Here is a 15,584-nt window from a genome sequence, read left to right as displayed (position 1 = left end):
AAAAGTGCGACAGAGCCGTTCATCTGACAGACCCTGCTGCCGCCGCATGCCTCGGTTGGGGTCAGAACACGGCGATGGGGTTCACCGGGGCACCGGTCAGATTGTGGACGCGCGGCGGGGCAACCGTGAGCAGGAAGCTGTAGCGTTCCAGCTGCGAGCACAGATCCGCGAGATCGTCGAGTGCTGCCGCATCGACAAGCGGCATGGCCATGCGCCCCAGGGCGACGCCGTGCAGCGGCGACGGTCCGTCCGGGGCCAGCGGCGGATAAGCGTCGCCCCGGTCGCCAGCGTAGAGTGCGACTCCGCGACGGTGCATCCAGCGCACTGCGTCGATGCTGATGCCCGGAGTGGGTTTGTCCGGTACTACCGGGTCGGCCGGCCAGCCGAACCGCACTGCCAGTGCGTCACCTGACCGTACTTCGACTCCCTGGCGCTGCTCGGCGTCCTCGAGATCGCTCGAGGTCACCGCATGCCCGGACGGGAGTGGCTTCTCGGGGGCCAGATCGAGCAGAACGCCCCGCGTCACGATTCCGGCGGCGAACGCGGTCGTCGAGGCACGTGTCACGCCTGCGGCCGTGATCACCTGGTCTCTCGGGCATCCGGGGTAGACCTCGTCGTCGGTCGACCAGTGCGCCAGCGCGTCGATGTGTGTCGACTTCGCATGATGGTTCGTCACCAGCATCGCATCGGCGGCGACCCCCATCCCGGTGTGCAACATCATCTGCTGTACCGGCGACACCTCCACCGATGTGGGCGCGAACGGACCGCTGAGCATCACGTTGGGAACGATCGGCAGCGCCAGCGAAACCGATCGGCCGGTCCGCACTTCCGCGGCAGCCATCGTCCGCACCTCATCGGTGATCAGGTTGAGCGTCCCTAGTTCGTCGCCGTCCCCCCACCTTCCCCAGTTATCCGGCATGTCCGATTCATTCGAGGTGATCACTTGTCCGGCTTCCTCTCTGTTTCATTCGATCGCCACAGATGACCTATCGCGAGTGACGGCGCCGATCAGGGCTCTCGGCGAGCTGCGGGACACCAGGGCGCGGGAGGGCAGCCCGGCGCGACAGCAGGGGCTGAGCTACCCGGTCGTGCTGATACTAACCGAGAAGTGAGCGGACGGCGCCCGTAGAAACCGGTGGCGAGCTGAGCCGAGCCTCGGGCGGGGCAATGGCGGGCGACAACTTGTTTCGAGTCAGGGCCCGAGGTCGGGGCACGGTCGGTCGGCGCCCAGGATGCGGTCAGCGGGCGCGGTAGCGGAGCAGCTCGGCTCGAGAGTTTCGATCGGCCCTTCACTGTTGTTCGGTCATTGGGCCCGGGTTCGCTGCTTTGCGTGCCCAGCAGGCGACAAGACGCGGTTGTGCGACGGCGTACAGTTCACTGTTCGCGACGGTTTCCAGTTCGTGCATCAGCTCGCTGAAGGTTTCTTCGGGCATCAGCCCGGTCTGCACGGGCAGCTTCGACTCGCGTGCGGTGTACTCCCAGAATCGTTTCTCTGCTCCCCGTAGGTAGACCGGTTCGATGAACTCCATGTCCGGTGCGGCGAGCCCGGCGGACCGGAACACGGCGGGAAGCTTGGTGCCGATCTCGAAATCCAGTCCCATGGCCTGACCGCTGTTCCGGGAAAGCTGCCGGAATCGGTCGTAGATCTCGGTTCGGGGAAAGCTCGTCAACCCATTGATATCGATCTCGAAGGAGACGACCAGTCCGCCCGGCTTCACCAGTGCTGCCATCTCGCGCACCACGGCGACCGGTTCTGCCGTATGGCTGATCAACAGCCGGCAGTGCGCCAGATCGAACTCGCCGCGCGCGAGCTCGATTTGCATCGCGTCGGCCTGTGTCACGGTCACGTTGCCGATGCTGTCCCGATCGATGTCCTCGGACAGCAACGTGAGCTGTTCAGCGGATCGGTCGACGGCCACGACACGTCCGGCAGCTCCGACCGCCGAGGCGAGCCACTTGGTGATGGAACCGGTGCCGCAGCCGATATCGACCACCTTCGCACCGTCGGCTATGCCGAGTTCACCCAGTATCCGGTGGGTGTGATCGCCGTAGGCCCGCTCCATGAGTTCGAGCCGCCCGGCGCCCGCCGCACAGCGACCGATTTCCGCGCTGCGCCGCCGTCACGCCTTCGGTACCTGGCTGATCTTCGTCATCAACCTCGACGTTGGCGAGCCGCAATAGTGCCCCTTCTCGAAAGGATCCCGCCAAGCAACCTGGTGGCTCTCCACGACCCGGACGCTCAGAGCCCGATGTACTTGGTCTCGAGGTATTCCTCGATACCCTGGCCGCCGCCTTCCCGGCCGAGGCCGGACTCCTTCACTCCGCCGAAGGGAGCCGCCGGATTGCTGACCACTCCGCGGTTGATCCCGGTCATTCCGGTGTCCAAGGCCTCGGCAACCCGCATGGCGCGGGACACGTCGCCGGTGAAGACGTAGGAGGCAAGGCCGAACGGGGTATCGTTGGCGTACGCGAGGGCCTCGGTCTCCTCGTCGAAGGAGTAGATGGCCGCGACCGGACCGAAAATCTCCTCGGTGCGCAACGCGGCGTCCTGCGGGATGTCGGTGAGTACCGTGGCCGGATAGAAGAATCCCTCGCTGTCCTGCGGAACGGTTCCCTCGCCGAGTACCCGTGCCCCGCCTCGCACCGCATCGGCGACCAGATCGGCGACCTTGGTCCGCTGTCGTTCATCGATCATGGGCCCGAGCGTGGTTCCCGGCTCGAGTCCGTGGCCGCAGACCGAGGCGGTCATCCGCTCGGTGAATCGTTCGGTGAAGGCCGCACGAATGCCGGACTGGACGTAGATCCGGTTGGCGGCGACGCAGGATTCCCCGCCGTTGCGCAGTTTCGCCACCATGGCGCCTTCGACGGCGGTGTCCAGATCGGCGTCGTCGAACACGAGCAGCGCGGCGTTTCCGCCGAGCTCCATCGAGGTGCGCAGCACACCGCGCGCCGCCTTCTCCAACAGCAGCTTGCCGACCCTGGTGGATCCGGTGAAGGAGAGCTTGCGCAGGCGCGGATCGGCGAGCAGCGGTTCGGTCACCCCGGCGGCATCGGTGGTGCTGAGTACGTTCACCACGCCGCCGGGAACTCCGGCCTCTCGCAGCACATCGGCGAGCAACAACGCGGTGAGCGGGGTCTGCTCGGCCGGTTTGAGTATCGCGGTGCACCCGGCCGCGAGCGCCGCCCCGATCTTGCGGGTGCCCATGGCCAGCGGGAAGTTCCATGGGGTGATCAACAAGCTCGGTCCGACCGGCCGGTGCGCCGTGAGGATCCGGTACTGCCCACCGGGTTCGTGCCCGTAGCCACCGTCGAGGTGCAGGCGCCCCGCGCCGTCGGCGAACCAGCGGAAGAAGCCCGCCCCGTAGTCGACCTCGCCGCGTGCCTCGGCGATCGGCTTGCCCATTTCCAGGGTGATGAGCCGGGCGATCTCCTCGCGCCTGCCGAGCAGTGCCTCGTAGGCGGTGCGCAGGATGTCGGCCCGGCGTGCGGCCGGGGTGGCCGCCCAATCGGCCGCGGCGGCGCAGGCGGCGTCCAGCGCAGCGAGGGCGTGTTCCGGTCCGGCATCGGCGACCGCGCACAGTTGCCGTCCGTTCGCCGGGTCGGCAACGGGGAAGGTGCGCTCGGTCGGCAGCCAGTCACCGCCGATGAACAATTCGGTCGGCTGTCCAGCTTCGATCATGGGTTCCTCCGTTTGCCCTGCTCAATGCTCTTGCGCTGAGTTTCGGATCCAGTGTATACAGTGGATATGGTAGCTGACCACAGTCCGACCGTCGGGAAAAATCCGAACGACATCGCCGACGCACTGCGGATCGCGATCGTCGACGGGGTGTACCCGCCGGGGCATCGTCTGGTGCAGGAGGAATTGGCCGATCGGTTCGGGGTGAGCCGTATTCCGTTGCGCGAGGCGATCCGCACGCTGATCGGCGAAGGCTTGCTGCGCAGCGAATCGGGCATGGGAACGTTCGTCATCGCCTTGGATCTGGCCGAGATCGACGAGATCTACGACCTGCGCAGGTTGATCGAACCGAGTTTCGCGGAGCACGTGGTGGAACGCGTCTCCCGGGCCGATGTGACGCGGTTGAACTCGATGGTCGAGCAGATGGACCGGATCGAGGAGCTGGGGGCGGAGACCTGGTCGCGGGTGAACTTCGCGTTCCACCTCGACATGTACCGGCTGGCCGGGCTGCCGGTGCGATACGAGGTGATTTCCCGGCTATACCACCAACTCGAGCCGTATTCGCGGTACTACGTACACGGCACCTGCGCCCATCCGCGGGTGCAGTCCGAGCACGTCGCGATGATGTCCGCACTCTCCCGTGGTGACGCCGGGGCGCTTGCCGAACAGATCCACGCGCATATCGACGGCGGACAGCATGGATTGCGGGAGAGCTGGCAGCACCGCGCGGAACGGAAGGAGAACGAGTGGTCACCTCGCTGAGCCGCCCGGCCGCCCGGCTCGAGGACATCAAACCCTCGCCGATCAGGGTGATCTTCGACCGTGCCGCCGAGCTCTCCGCCGCCGGTGCGAAGATCCATCACCTGGAGATCGGCAGGCCCGATTTCGACAGCCCGGATGTCGCGAAGCAGGCGACGGCGGAGGCACTGCGTCTCGGCGATGTCCACTATGGACCGAACGCGGGAACGCTCGAACTGCGCACCGCGATCGCCGAGTACCTCCGCGAACGGCGCGGACTCCGTTACCAGGCGGATGGGGAGCTCCTGGTGACCGTCGGAGCGAACGAGGCCGTTTTCCTTGCCATCATGGCGTTCTGCCAGCCTGGTGACGAGGTGGTCGTGCCGGTTCCCGCCTGGGCGCACTATCTTTCGTGTATCAGGCTGGCCGGGGCGACCCCGATCACTGTTCCGCTGGACGCCGACAGGGGATACCGGCTGGACCGGGATGCGCTCGCCGGCGCGATCAACGAACGCACCAGGATGGTTGTGCTGTGCACCCCGAACAACCCGACGGGCACGGTCGCGGACCGCTCCGATGTGGACAGTGTGGCCGGAATGCTCAACGGCACCAACGCTTTGCTGCTCTCCGACGAGATCTACGCGGACCTGGTCTACGGCACGGAGCACAGCAGTCCCGCGGCGCACGAGGAACTCTATCCACGAACGTTCTCGATCGGCGGGTTCGCGAAGGCCTTCGCCATGGACGGCTGGCGGCTGGGCTGGCTTGCCGGACCGCGTGAGTTGATCGCGCCCGCGTTGCGGGTCCGCCAGTACACCACGGTGTGCCCGAACACCTTCATCCAGTCCGGCGCGGTCGCGGCGTTGCGCTGCGCCCGCGCGGAAGCGGAGACGATGCGCCGTTCCTTCCATGCGCGCCGCGACGCCGCGCTGGAAGTGCTGCGTGGCACCGACCGGCTGCGGGTCGCGGTTCCCGACGGGGCTTTCTACCTGTATCTGAGCTACGAGCCGGGATCCGCGGAACCCGCCGAGCGGTTCGCCCTGCGGCTTCTCGAGGAACACCATGTCGCGGTGGTTCCCGGCACCGCCTTCGACCCGCAGGGCGGTACCCACTCGCTGCGGGTCTCGTACGCCTGCTCGACCGAAGAACTCACCGAGGGACTACGTCGCATCATCGCCGCACTGGAGACCACATGAGCAACACTGCACAACGTCACGAACAGGTCGTCGAAGCGGTCACCGGGCTCGGCCCGGATGCCGTGGCCTATGTGCCGAGCAACAGCATCGCGGGCATCATCGACGGGCTGCGGGACAGCGAGATCGAGACCTTCCCCGTTTCGCGGGAAGAGGAAGCGGTCGGCATCATCGGTGCCCTCCCGCTGGCCGGGAAGTTCGGCGTGATCGTCATGCAGGACAACGGTTTCGGCAACGCGCTGACGGCGCTGACCACGTTCGCGCTGGCCTACCACCTGCCGCTGCTGATCGTGGCGAACACCCGCGGCGGTCTCGGTGAGTACAACTCGATGATCCACGCGATCTCCGCGCCGGTTCCGGAAATGCTGAACTCCACGGGAATCCCGGTATTCCGGCTGGACCGGAGGAACACTCCGCAGGACTGGCGCGCCACGGTCGCCGAGGCGGGCAACCACGCGCGGATGACCTTCCGGCCGGTCGTCGTGCTCATGGAATTCTTCGACTTCAACGACAAGGAGGCGCGCGCGTGAAACGCATCGAGGCGCTGCGGGCGATCACCGCACAGACCGCCGAGGTACCGGTCACCGCCACCTGCGCGGCCACCAGCCGGGAGCTCGCGGCCGTCGCCGACCGGGACAATCACCTGTATCTGCTCGACGCCATGGGGCTGACCGTCTCGGTAGGGACCGGGATCGCCCTGGGGATCGCGGGCAGCGGGGTTTCCCGCAGCGTGGTGCTCGACGGGGACGGTTCGCTGCTGATGAATCTCGGTTCCGCGGCGACGGCCGGCTATCTGGCCCAGCCGAACCTGGTCATCGTGTTGCTGGACAACGGGGTTTACGCCTCGACGGCGGGCATCGCGACGCAGGCGGAGAAGCTCGACCTCGGCGCGATCGCCGAATCCGTCGGTCTCGGCGTGCTGCGCGCGAACACGATCGGGGAACTCGACGCGGCCCTGCGCAGGACGCTGACCGAGCCGGGACCGTGGTTCGTGCACACCCGCATCGAAGCGGGCAACGAACCGGGCACCCCGCTGCTGCTGATCGACCCGGTCGTGCACGCGGACCGGTTCCGGCGCTGGCTGACCGGCCGGATCGCGGCATGACCGGGGTCGCGATCAACACCGACGTCGGTGAGGGCTTCGGCCCATGGCGGTTCACCGATGACGAAGCGCTGCTCGATCACGTCACCGCGGCCAATATCGCCTGTGGTTTCCACGCGGGCGATCCGGACATCCTGCGCCGCACCTGCGCTGCCGCGGTGCGGCGCGGGGTGGCCATCGGCGCCCAAGTGTCCTATCGGGACCTTGCCGGTTTCGGCAGGCGATTCATCGACGTGCCGACCGGAACCCTGGTGAACGACCTGCTCTATCAGATCGGCGCCCTACGGATCTTCGCCGAGATCGCCGGTGGCCGCGTCGATTACGTGAAGGCACATGGCGCCCTCTACAACACCGCGGCGACCCATCGGGAACACGCGGCGGCGCTCGTCGAGGCGGTCGCCACCGCCGATCCGGCACTGCCGCTGCTGTGCCAACCGGGAACCGAGGTATGGCGCCAGGCCGAGGATGCCGGGCTTCGCCCGCTGGCCGAGGCCTTCGCCGACCGGGGCTACGACGCGCGGGGGCTGCTGGTACCGCGCGATCAGCCCGGCGCCCTGGTCACCGACCGGGAGGAAGCCGCACGCCGGGTGGTGCGCATGGTGGTCGAGGGCAGGGTCACCGCCGTCACCGGGGAGGACATTCCGATCACGCCCGCCGCGCTGTGCGTGCACAGTGACACGGCCGGGGCGCTCGAGCTCGCTTCGGCGGTCGCCTCAGCACTACGCGAGGCGGGCGTTTCGCTGACGCCGATCCGGTGAGGTGGACATGGCCGAACGCAACCGTTTGCGGCGGGCCGGGGACCGGGGCTGGCTGCTGGAGTCGGACGAGCGCGCGGTGACCGGGATCGCCCTCGCGGTCCGGGAGCAGGACTGGGCCGGGCTGGTTGCCGAGGTGGTCCCCGCGGCCCGAACCGTGCTGATCACCGCGAAGAAGGCCGCACACACCGAGCAGATCGGCTCACTGCTGCAGAAGATGCTCACCGAGCACGGAGAGGACGATGAACCGGCGAGCTCGGGGCGCACCGTCGAGATCCCGGTTCGCTACGACGGGCCGGACCTGGGCGCGGTGGCCGACGCGCTGGACATGAGCACGGCGGAGGTCGTCGCCGCCCACACGTGCGCCGCGCACGTGGTCGAGTTCTTCGGCTTCGCACCGGGATTCGCCTATATCGACGGGCTTCCGGAAACCCTCTCGCTGCCGAGGCGGCCCAGCCCGCGCACCCGTATCGAGGCGGGAAGCGTTGCGATCGCGGGAAACCACACCGTGGTGTACCCGGGAACGACCCCGGGGGGCTGGCACCTGATCGGGCGTACCGAGGAACGGCTCTGGGATCCGCACGGTGCCCCGCCGAACCGGCTGAGCATCGGGGACCGCGTCGTGTTCAAGGCGGTGCACCCATGCTGAGCGTGCTGGAACCGGGGCCCCTGACCACCGTGCAGGACCTGGGGCGCACCGGGTACGCGCATCTCGGGGTGAGCCCCTCGGGCGCGGCCGACCGGGAGGCGCTGCGCATGGCGAATCGCCTCGTGGGCAATCCGCCCGGCTCCCCGGCGTTCGAGTGCACCCTCGGCGGGCTGCGGCTGCGCTTCGGCGCCGCCCGGATCGTGGCCGTGACCGGTGCGCCGGTTCCGGTCTCGGTCAACGGCCGCCCGGTTGCCGACGCGGCCCGGCTGCGGCTCGGGGCCGGTGACGAACTCGCACTCGGTACCCCGTGCCACGGACTGCGCAGCTATCTGGCCGTCGCGGGCGGGCTGCTGGTCGAAACGGTGCTCGGCGGGGCGGGCCACGATCTGCTCGCCGGGCACGGACCGAGCCCGGTGCGCCGAGCGGACACGTTCCGGATCGGTGAACCGCACGCGTATCCGGTGATTCCGACCGAACTGGCGGTGAACCGGATTCCGTTCGCGGAACTCACCGCGGAATTCCGCTGGGGACCGCGAGACGATCTGTTCGATGCCGCGCAGCGTCAGCGATTCATCACCGGAACCTGGCGAGTCTCCGCGGAGACGAATCGGGTCGGCGCCCGGCTTTCCGGAACACCACTGGAATCCGAGGACATTCACATCGCCAGCGAGGGGATGGTGCGCGGATCGGTGCAGATCCCGCCATCCGGCCAGCCGATCGTTTTCCTCGCCGATCACCCGGTCACCGGAGGCTATCCGGTGATCGGAGTGGTCACCGAACGCGATATCGACAAGGTGGCACAGGCAGCGCCGGGCAGCATAATCCATTTCCGGCCGTTACCGAGACGAACCCGGACGGCGGAAGCCGCCGCATAGGACAGGGACACCGACCGATCGAGCCCCACCAAAGACCGCTGGAGTTCAATGATGCCGACGACACCGAAAGTGCATGGTCACCGGACTACGCCCGAAAACCGGTCCGCGAGAAAGGCGAGTATCGCCGCACTTGCCGGAAGCACGATCGAATACTACGAATTCGGCGTCTACGGCTATCTCTCGGTCACGATCAGTCCGCTGTTCTTCCCGGGAGGGAATGCCACCGCCGCCCTGCTCTCCACGCTGGCGGTGTTCGGCAGCTCCTTCCTCATCCGTCCCCTCGGCGGAATCCTGCTCGGCAGGCTGGGGGACCGGATCGGGCGACGGGCGGTTCTGCTGTTCACCGTCATCGGCATGGGCGCGGCGACGGCACTGACCGGGCTGCTGCCGACCTATTCGGCCGCCGGTCTCGCCGCCCCGCTGGGACTGCTGATCGTGCGGCTGTTGCAGGGTTTCTTCGCCGGTGGCGAGGTGACCGGAGCGGCGGCCTACGTCGCCGAGTCGGCACCCGCGGGACGGCGTGGTTTCCTCGGCGGGTTCACCCCGATGGGGGTGGCGCTCGGCGGGGCGCTCGCCGCCACCTGTGCCGGGGTGGTTTCCGGTGTGCTGACCGAGGAGCAGATGGCGGCGTGGGGTTGGCGGATACCGTTTCTCTGCTCCATACCGCTGATCGTCGTTTCGCTGGTGGTGCGGAACAAATTGGAGGACACCAAGGCGTTCGAGGAAGCCAAGCAGAACCACCGATTGGCCAAGGCGCCACTGCGTGAGGTGCTGGGCTCCCACGGTAAGCCGACCCTGAAAGTGATCGCGCTTTCCTTCGGGCAGAACGCCGGATACTGGGTCGGGCTGGTGTTCATGAACATCTATCTCACGCAGAATCTGGGATACGACAAGAACGCGGTGTTCTGGATCATCGCCGCGGTGAACCTGGTCATGGGTCTGCTGATGCCGATGTTCGGTGGTCTTTCGGACCGCAAGGGCCGCAAGTTCGTGCTGCTGGTGGGATTCCTCGGCTACGTCGTGCTCGTCCTGCCCACCATGATGCTGATGGACACCGGGAACGTCTGGCTCGCATGCCTGGCGATGTTCGTGCTGGCGATTCCGTTCCCGATCGTGCAGTCCGTCGGCTATCCCACCTACGCCGAACAATTCCCGACCCGGGTGCGCTACACCGGGCTCTCGCTGAGCTTCAACATCGGGACCATCCTCGGTGGCGGCCTCACCCCCTATGTGGCGACCTGGTTGATCTCGACGACCGGAACCCTGCTCGCGCCCGGTTATCTGCTGATCGGAGCGGGAGTGATCAGCCTGCTCACCCTGCTCGTCACCCGCGAGACCGCGTACACGGAGCTGACATGACACCACAGGAACTGCGCGCGGACATCGCCGCGGGCCGCATGACCGGACCGACCGCCGGGTTGCTCGACGGTCACCAGCAGGCGAACCTCGCCATCGTCCCGCGCGAACTGGCCTTCGAGTTTCTGTTGTTCTGCACCAGGAATTCGCGCTACTGCCCGGTCATCGCGGTCACCGAACCGGGAGACCCGATACTGCGATTCGGTGCGACGGAGGCGGATCTGCGCAGCACGCTGCCTCGCTACCGGGTGTGGCGCGCTGGCGAGCTGGTCGAAGAACCGACCGACATCACCGAGTACTGGCGCGCCGATTCGGTCGGTTTCCTGCTCGGCTGCAGCCATACCTGGGAAGGGCCGTTGCGCCGTGCCGGGATCCCGATCCGCTACGCACCGGACACCATGGCACCACCGGTGTATGTGACCACCCGTGCCGCCCACCCCGCAGAACGGCTCAGCGGTCCGCTCGTGGTCAGCATGCGTGCGCTACCCGCCGAACACGTGGCGCGGGCGGTCGAGATCACCGCGCGCTATCCGACCGGGCACGGTGCCCCGGTGCACATCGGCGCCCCGGAAGCCCTCGGCATCACCGATCTCCATGCGCCCGATTTCGGCCCCTCCCCGGTGATCGAGCCCGGTGACGTCCCGGTGTTCTGGGCGTGCGGGGTGACCCCGCAGCTCGCCCTGCCGAACGCCGATGCCGCCTACGCGATCACCCACTATCCCGGCCACATGTTCGTATTCGACCACCTCGTCGACGCGAGCTAAGCGGTGGCACCATCGAGGATCGCGCGCTCAACCTCGCCGGGTGATCAGTTCGGACACCTCGCGCGCCGCTAGCCGGGCGGCCGCGGCGATCTCGTCGACGCGGCCGGCCATCCGGTGGCTGGGGCCCGCGGTGGCGAGTACGGCGAGAACCCGTTCGCCGACCAGGACCGGCACCCCGATTCCGTAGACATCGGGCATGGTTTCCCCGCGGTTGACGGCGATTCCGGTTTCGGCGATCTCCGTCAGTTCCTGTTCGACCCGGTTTCGCTGTTCGCCGTCCGGTACGTGCGCGCTCAGGTAGTTGTCCCGGAATCGCTTGCGCGCGAAGGCGAGGACGCATTTTCCGGAGCTGGTCGGATACAGCGGCCGCCGGGTTCGCAGCGGGGCCGAGTAACGGATCATCTGGGTTGACTCGACGGTTTCGGTGTAGACGACCGAATCCCCGACCGGTTCGGCGAGCATGACCGTCTCACCGAATCGTTCGCCGAGCCGGCGCATCACCGGCCTGGCCGCCTGTTCGATGCTCGGTGTCGCCGCCGCGAGCAGCGTGCCCACGGCGGGGCCGATCGTGTAGGCGCCGTCCTCCTCCCGGAGATAGCCGGTGGCGACCAGGCCCTTGACCAGACCGTGGATCGACGACCGTGGCGCGCCGAGCTGTTCGGCGAGCTCGGAAAGGCGGACACCGCCGGGGCCCGCCGCGGCGAGCTCGAGGATCGTGGTGACCCGCGAGACGGTGCGGTGCTCCTTGGCTGCGCCATCGCCGGAAGTCGGCACGGTTTTCTCCGTTGGGTTCGCTGTGTTCCGGTCTGTCACCGTACCGGCCGCCGGTGCTCAGCGGTGGGATCCGGGCTTGACAGTGCGATCCGGCGATTGGATCCTGTACCTATATAGGTCATCGTATTCATATATACGAACATACGGCTGGGAGGGCATCCGTGCACTTCGAACTGACCGCGGACCAGCAGGCGCTGCGCACGGGCGCGCGTGAGCTGGCGCGCAGCTTCCCGGACGAGTATTGGGCGGAGTGTGACGCGCACGGCCGGTTTCCGTGGGAGTTCTACAACGCCTTCGCCGAGAGCGGCTGGCTGGGGATCGCCATTCCCGAGGCCTACGGCGGTGGTGGACTCGGCATCAGTGAGGCGGCGCTGCTGCTGGAGGAGATCGCCGCATCTGGTGCGGGCATGAACGGGTGCAGCACCATGCACCTGTCCATCTTCGGGCTGAACACGATCGTCAAGCACGGCAGCGCAGCGCTGCGCGAGGAGATCCTGCCCGCGGCCGCGGACGGCGCACTGCACGTGTGTTTCGGTGTCACCGAACCGGATGCGGGCACCGACACCACGCGGATCACCACGTTCGCCGAGCCGGTCGCGGGCGGTTACCGGGTCAACGGGCGCAAGGTGTGGATCACCAAGGCGGGCGAGTCCCAGAAGATGGTGCTCATCGCCAGGACCACGAGGCGGGATCAGGTGGAGCGGCCCACCGACGGGATGTCGCTGTTCCTGGTCGACCTGGATCCCGGGCACGTGCGCCTGAACGCCATTCCGAAACTCGGCCGCAACGCCGTGGCCTCCCACGAGGTCGCGATCGATGACCTGTTCGTGCCGGAGAGCGCGCGGATCGGCGAGGAGGGCCAGGGATTCCGTTATCTGCTGGACGGGCTGAACCCGGAGCGGATCCTGCTGGCGCACGAGGCACTGGGCATCGGCAGGGCCGCCCTGGACCGAGCGGTGCGCTATGCCCGGGAACGCGTCGTCTTCGACCGGCCCATCGGGCAGAACCAGGGCATCGCGTTCCCGCTGGCCGAGGCGGTGACCCGGCTCGACGCCGCCGAGCTCATGGCCCGTAACGCGGCATGGCGCTACGACCAGGGGCTGTCCTGCGGCCGGGAAGCGAACATGGCCAAGTGGCTCTGCGCCGACGCCGGGTTCACCACCGCGGACCAGGCGGTGCAGACGCACGGCGGAATGGGGTACGCCAGGGAATACCACGTCGAACGGTACTTCCGGGAATCACGGATCCTCCGGCTCGCCCCGGTCAGCCAGGAGATGGTGCTCAACTACGTGTCCACCCATGTGCTCGGCCTGCCCAAGTCCTACTGACGGGAGTCATCGTGACCACACCGACCGCGTCCGGCAGCCTGCACGGCGTCCGGGTGCTCGACCTCTCTCGCGTGCTGGCCGGTCCGCTGTGCACGCAGATGCTCGCCGACCACGGCGCCGAGGTGATCAAGGTCGAGCCACCGGCGGGGGACGAGACCCGTACCTGGGGCCCGCCGTTCGTCACCGAGACCATGAGCGCGTATCACGCCGGGCTGAACCGGAACAAGGCCAACCTGTGCCTCGATCTCAGCGAACCCGAGGGCAGGCGGGTACTGGAGGAACTGCTCGAGGACAGCGATGTGCTGGTGGAGAACTTCAAGGCGGGGACCCTGGAGAAATGGGGGTTTCCCGATGCCGAGCTCGCCGGACGTTTCCCGCGCCTGATCCACTGCCGCATCACCGGATTCGGCACGGACGGCCCGATGGGCGCCATGCCCGGATACGACGCGGTACTGCAGGCCTATGGCGGACTGATGAGCATCAACGGTGAGCCGTCCGGGCCACCGCTGCGGGTCGGGGTCCCCATCGTGGACATGGTCACCGGAATCCACGCCTTCTCCGGAATACTGCTCGCCCTGCACGAGCGGCACACCAGCGGCCGTGGCCAGCTCGTGGACTGTGCCCTGCTCGATACCGCGATCTCCCTGCTGCATCCCCATTCTCCGGCGTATCTGGCGTCCGGGGAACCACCGCGGCGCACCGGATCGGCACATCCGAGCATCGCTCCCTACGACACCTTCGACACCCGGGACGGGCCGATCTTCATCGGAGCCGGAAACGACCGCCAATTCCACCGGCTCAGCGGGATTATCGGCCTCCCCGAGCTCACCGGGGATCCCCGGTTCGCCACCAATGCCGAACGTGTCCGCAATGTCGCCGCGCTGCGTGCCCTGCTCGCCCCCGCGATCGGTTGCTGGGCCCGCCAGGAACTCGGGCGGGCACTGCTCGCGGGCGGGGTGCCCGCGACTCCGGTGCACGACGTCGGTGAGGCGCTCGACGATCCGCAGACCCGGCACCGGGAGATGCTCGTCGAGCTCGACGGTTACCGCGGTACCGGAATCCCGGTCAAACTCGGCAGGTCCGCGGGCAGTGTACGGACGAAACCGCCGGAGCGGGGAGCCGACACGATCGGCGTGCTCGGCTCGCTGCTCGGCTATTCGCGTGCCCGGATCGAGGAACTGGTCGACGCCGGAATCGTGCACACCGCGGGAGTTGCGGATCCCACCGGCCGGTGACCGGCTGGAGCTCGGCACCGCGTGTCCCCGCGAGTATCGTGACGGGGTTGTGGAGGTGATCGCATGTCCGCGGTGCTGGGGACCCCAGGACGATTGGTGATGTCCGGGCTGCGGGTGCGCCCGGCGCAGCCGCCCATGGCCCGGCTGCTCGCCGCAACCACCGATGCGGTGACGCTGGAGAACACGCCGGACACGCGGCATCGCGGCCTGTTCGGTCTGCTCTGGCCCGGAGGCGCGGCGATCCTCGGTGACCTGCTCGCCGCGGACTCCCGTACCGTCACCCGGCGGCTGCTCGAATCGATCGGTGTGCTTCCGGTGGGGGAGCCGGTGCGGTGGAACAAGTTCGTCTACCACGGCGATCCGCATACGGCGCACGGCATCGCCTTCGACGAGGTCATCGTCGACGGGCCGCTGGGACCGCTGCCGGCGTGGTTCGTGCCGGGCTCGCGGTCCACCTGGGTGGTGATGGTGCACGGCAACCGGGCCACCGGTGTCGAGGCGCTGCGTGCTCTGCCGATCACGCGGGAGCTCGGCTTTCCCACCTTGATTCCCAGCTACCGCAACGATCCCGCGGCCCCGGCCAGCCCGGATGGCTTGTACCACATAGGCGACACCGAGTGGGCCGATCTGGAATCCGCGGTGGACCATGCTCTGTCCGCAGGGGCCGGTGAGGTGGTGCTCTACGGCTGGTCCATGGGCGGCAGCATCGTGGAAACCTTCCTGCACCGCTCCGGGCGCCGTGACCGCGTCAGTGGCGTGGTGCTCGACGCGCCCATTCTCGATCCGAACGCGGTCACCGAGGCCCAGCTACGGCGCCTCCACGTGCCGGGCTGGGCCGGTATCGTTCTCAAGCGTGTGGTGGCGAACCGATCCGGCATCGACTTCGCCGGCCTCGATCACCAGCGCCGACCGGGGGTCCGGCGGTTTCCCACCCTGCTCTTCCACGGCGACGCCGATCCGCTGGTGCCCATCGGCTGTAGCGACGCATTCGCCGCGGCCCATCCGGAGTCGGTCACCTACGTCCGGGTGCCGGATTGCGGGCACACCCTCGCCTGGAACGCCGACCCGGACCGATACCGGGAGGCACTCGGCGGGTTCCTGACGACCGTGGTGCGTTGAGCGGCCGGATACCGCGGCGC

The 15,584-nt window shown here is 67.9% G+C and carries 16 protein-coding genes; 12 read left to right on the top strand and 4 right to left on the bottom strand.

Going from position 1 to position 15,584, the window contains the following annotated elements:
• Window positions 1-61 precede the first annotated feature (61 nt).
• The 3 genes from AD72_RS01350 to AD72_RS01340 form a co-directional block, all read right to left on the bottom strand.
• The gene (locus AD72_RS01350) at window positions 62-943 is read right to left on the bottom strand and encodes a cyclase family protein (protein ID WP_197284846.1); all 882 of its coding nucleotides are present in this window, start codon (window positions 941-943) and stop codon (window positions 62-64) included.
• 346 nt (window positions 944-1,289) lie between these two features.
• Window positions 1,290-2,063, bottom strand: a complete 774-nt coding sequence (locus AD72_RS01345) for a class I SAM-dependent methyltransferase (protein WP_031464485.1) — start codon at window positions 2,061-2,063, stop codon at window positions 1,290-1,292.
• A 176-nt stretch (window positions 2,064-2,239) separates the two neighbouring features.
• Entirely contained in the window at window positions 2,240-3,679 is a 1,440-nt protein-coding gene (locus AD72_RS01340) for an NAD-dependent succinate-semialdehyde dehydrogenase (RefSeq protein WP_031464484.1), read from the bottom strand.
• A gap of 66 nt (window positions 3,680-3,745) precedes the next feature.
• Between AD72_RS01340 and AD72_RS01335 the strand changes: the two genes are divergently transcribed.
• Genes AD72_RS01335 through AD72_RS01295 form a run of 9 tightly spaced genes read left to right on the top strand, consistent with a single transcriptional unit; the run spans window position 3,746 to window position 11,108 of the window.
• Window positions 3,746-4,438 carry a GntR family transcriptional regulator gene (locus AD72_RS01335; protein WP_051897691.1) on the top strand — a complete coding sequence of 231 codons (693 nt, stop codon included), beginning with the start codon at window positions 3,746-3,748 and terminating at the stop codon, window positions 4,436-4,438.
• On the top strand, window positions 4,423-5,610 hold the full coding sequence (locus tag AD72_RS01330) for a pyridoxal phosphate-dependent aminotransferase (RefSeq protein ID WP_031464482.1): 1,188 nt from the start codon (window positions 4,423-4,425) through the stop codon (window positions 5,608-5,610). Before AD72_RS01335 ends, AD72_RS01330 begins: the two co-directional genes overlap by 16 nt.
• Entirely contained in the window at window positions 5,607-6,137 is a 531-nt protein-coding gene (locus AD72_RS01325; protein ID WP_031464481.1) for a thiamine pyrophosphate-binding protein, read from the top strand. Before AD72_RS01330 ends, AD72_RS01325 begins: the two co-directional genes overlap by 4 nt.
• A complete protein-coding gene (locus AD72_RS01320) occupies window positions 6,134-6,712 on the top strand; it encodes a thiamine pyrophosphate-dependent enzyme (protein ID WP_031464480.1) in 579 nt (192 codons plus the stop codon). The genes AD72_RS01325 and AD72_RS01320 overlap by 4 nt, the downstream gene beginning before the upstream one ends.
• Window positions 6,709-7,467, top strand: coding sequence for a LamB/YcsF family protein (locus AD72_RS01315; protein ID WP_031464479.1), 759 nt, complete (start codon window positions 6,709-6,711; stop codon window positions 7,465-7,467). The genes AD72_RS01320 and AD72_RS01315 overlap by 4 nt, the downstream gene beginning before the upstream one ends.
• A 7-nt stretch (window positions 7,468-7,474) precedes the next feature.
• Window positions 7,475-8,113 (top strand): 5-oxoprolinase subunit B family protein, encoded by a 639-nt coding sequence (locus AD72_RS01310; protein ID WP_031464478.1) that lies wholly within the window; start codon window positions 7,475-7,477, stop codon window positions 8,111-8,113.
• Window positions 8,107-8,988, top strand: a complete 882-nt coding sequence (locus AD72_RS01305; protein WP_037344474.1) for a 5-oxoprolinase subunit C family protein — start codon at window positions 8,107-8,109, stop codon at window positions 8,986-8,988. Before AD72_RS01310 ends, AD72_RS01305 begins: the two co-directional genes overlap by 7 nt.
• A gap of 51 nt (window positions 8,989-9,039) precedes the next feature.
• A complete protein-coding gene (locus AD72_RS01300; RefSeq protein WP_031464476.1) occupies window positions 9,040-10,347 on the top strand; it encodes an MFS transporter in 1,308 nt (435 codons plus the stop codon).
• The gene (locus AD72_RS01295) at window positions 10,344-11,108 is read left to right on the top strand and encodes a putative hydro-lyase (protein WP_031464475.1); all 765 of its coding nucleotides are present in this window, start codon (window positions 10,344-10,346) and stop codon (window positions 11,106-11,108) included. The genes AD72_RS01300 and AD72_RS01295 overlap by 4 nt, the downstream gene beginning before the upstream one ends.
• A 27-nt stretch (window positions 11,109-11,135) precedes the next feature.
• Here AD72_RS01295 and AD72_RS01290 read toward each other — a convergent pair whose 3' ends face one another.
• The gene (locus AD72_RS01290; RefSeq protein ID WP_031464474.1) at window positions 11,136-11,882 is read right to left on the bottom strand and encodes an IclR family transcriptional regulator; all 747 of its coding nucleotides are present in this window, start codon (window positions 11,880-11,882) and stop codon (window positions 11,136-11,138) included.
• Between the two features lie 161 nt (window positions 11,883-12,043).
• On the opposite strand from AD72_RS01290, the gene AD72_RS01285 reads away from it, so the two are divergent.
• The 3 genes from AD72_RS01285 (at window position 12,044) to AD72_RS01275 (ending at window position 15,564) form a co-directional block, all read left to right on the top strand.
• Window positions 12,044-13,210, top strand: a complete 1,167-nt coding sequence (locus tag AD72_RS01285) for an acyl-CoA dehydrogenase family protein (protein ID WP_031464473.1) — start codon at window positions 12,044-12,046, stop codon at window positions 13,208-13,210.
• Between the two features lie 11 nt (window positions 13,211-13,221).
• Window positions 13,222-14,445 (top strand): CaiB/BaiF CoA transferase family protein, encoded by a 1,224-nt coding sequence (locus AD72_RS01280; protein ID WP_031464472.1) that lies wholly within the window; start codon window positions 13,222-13,224, stop codon window positions 14,443-14,445.
• Window positions 14,446-14,508: 63 nt separating this feature from the next.
• Window positions 14,509-15,564, top strand: coding sequence for an alpha/beta hydrolase (locus AD72_RS01275; RefSeq protein WP_156365005.1), 1,056 nt, complete (start codon window positions 14,509-14,511; stop codon window positions 15,562-15,564).
• Window positions 15,565-15,584 lie beyond the last annotated feature (20 nt).

This window comes from Sciscionella sediminilitoris, from assembly GCF_000737195.2.
Classification (GTDB): Bacteria; Actinomycetota; Actinomycetes; order Mycobacteriales; family Pseudonocardiaceae; genus Sciscionella; species Sciscionella sediminilitoris.
This window is presented reverse-complemented; position numbering and strand designations above follow the sequence as displayed.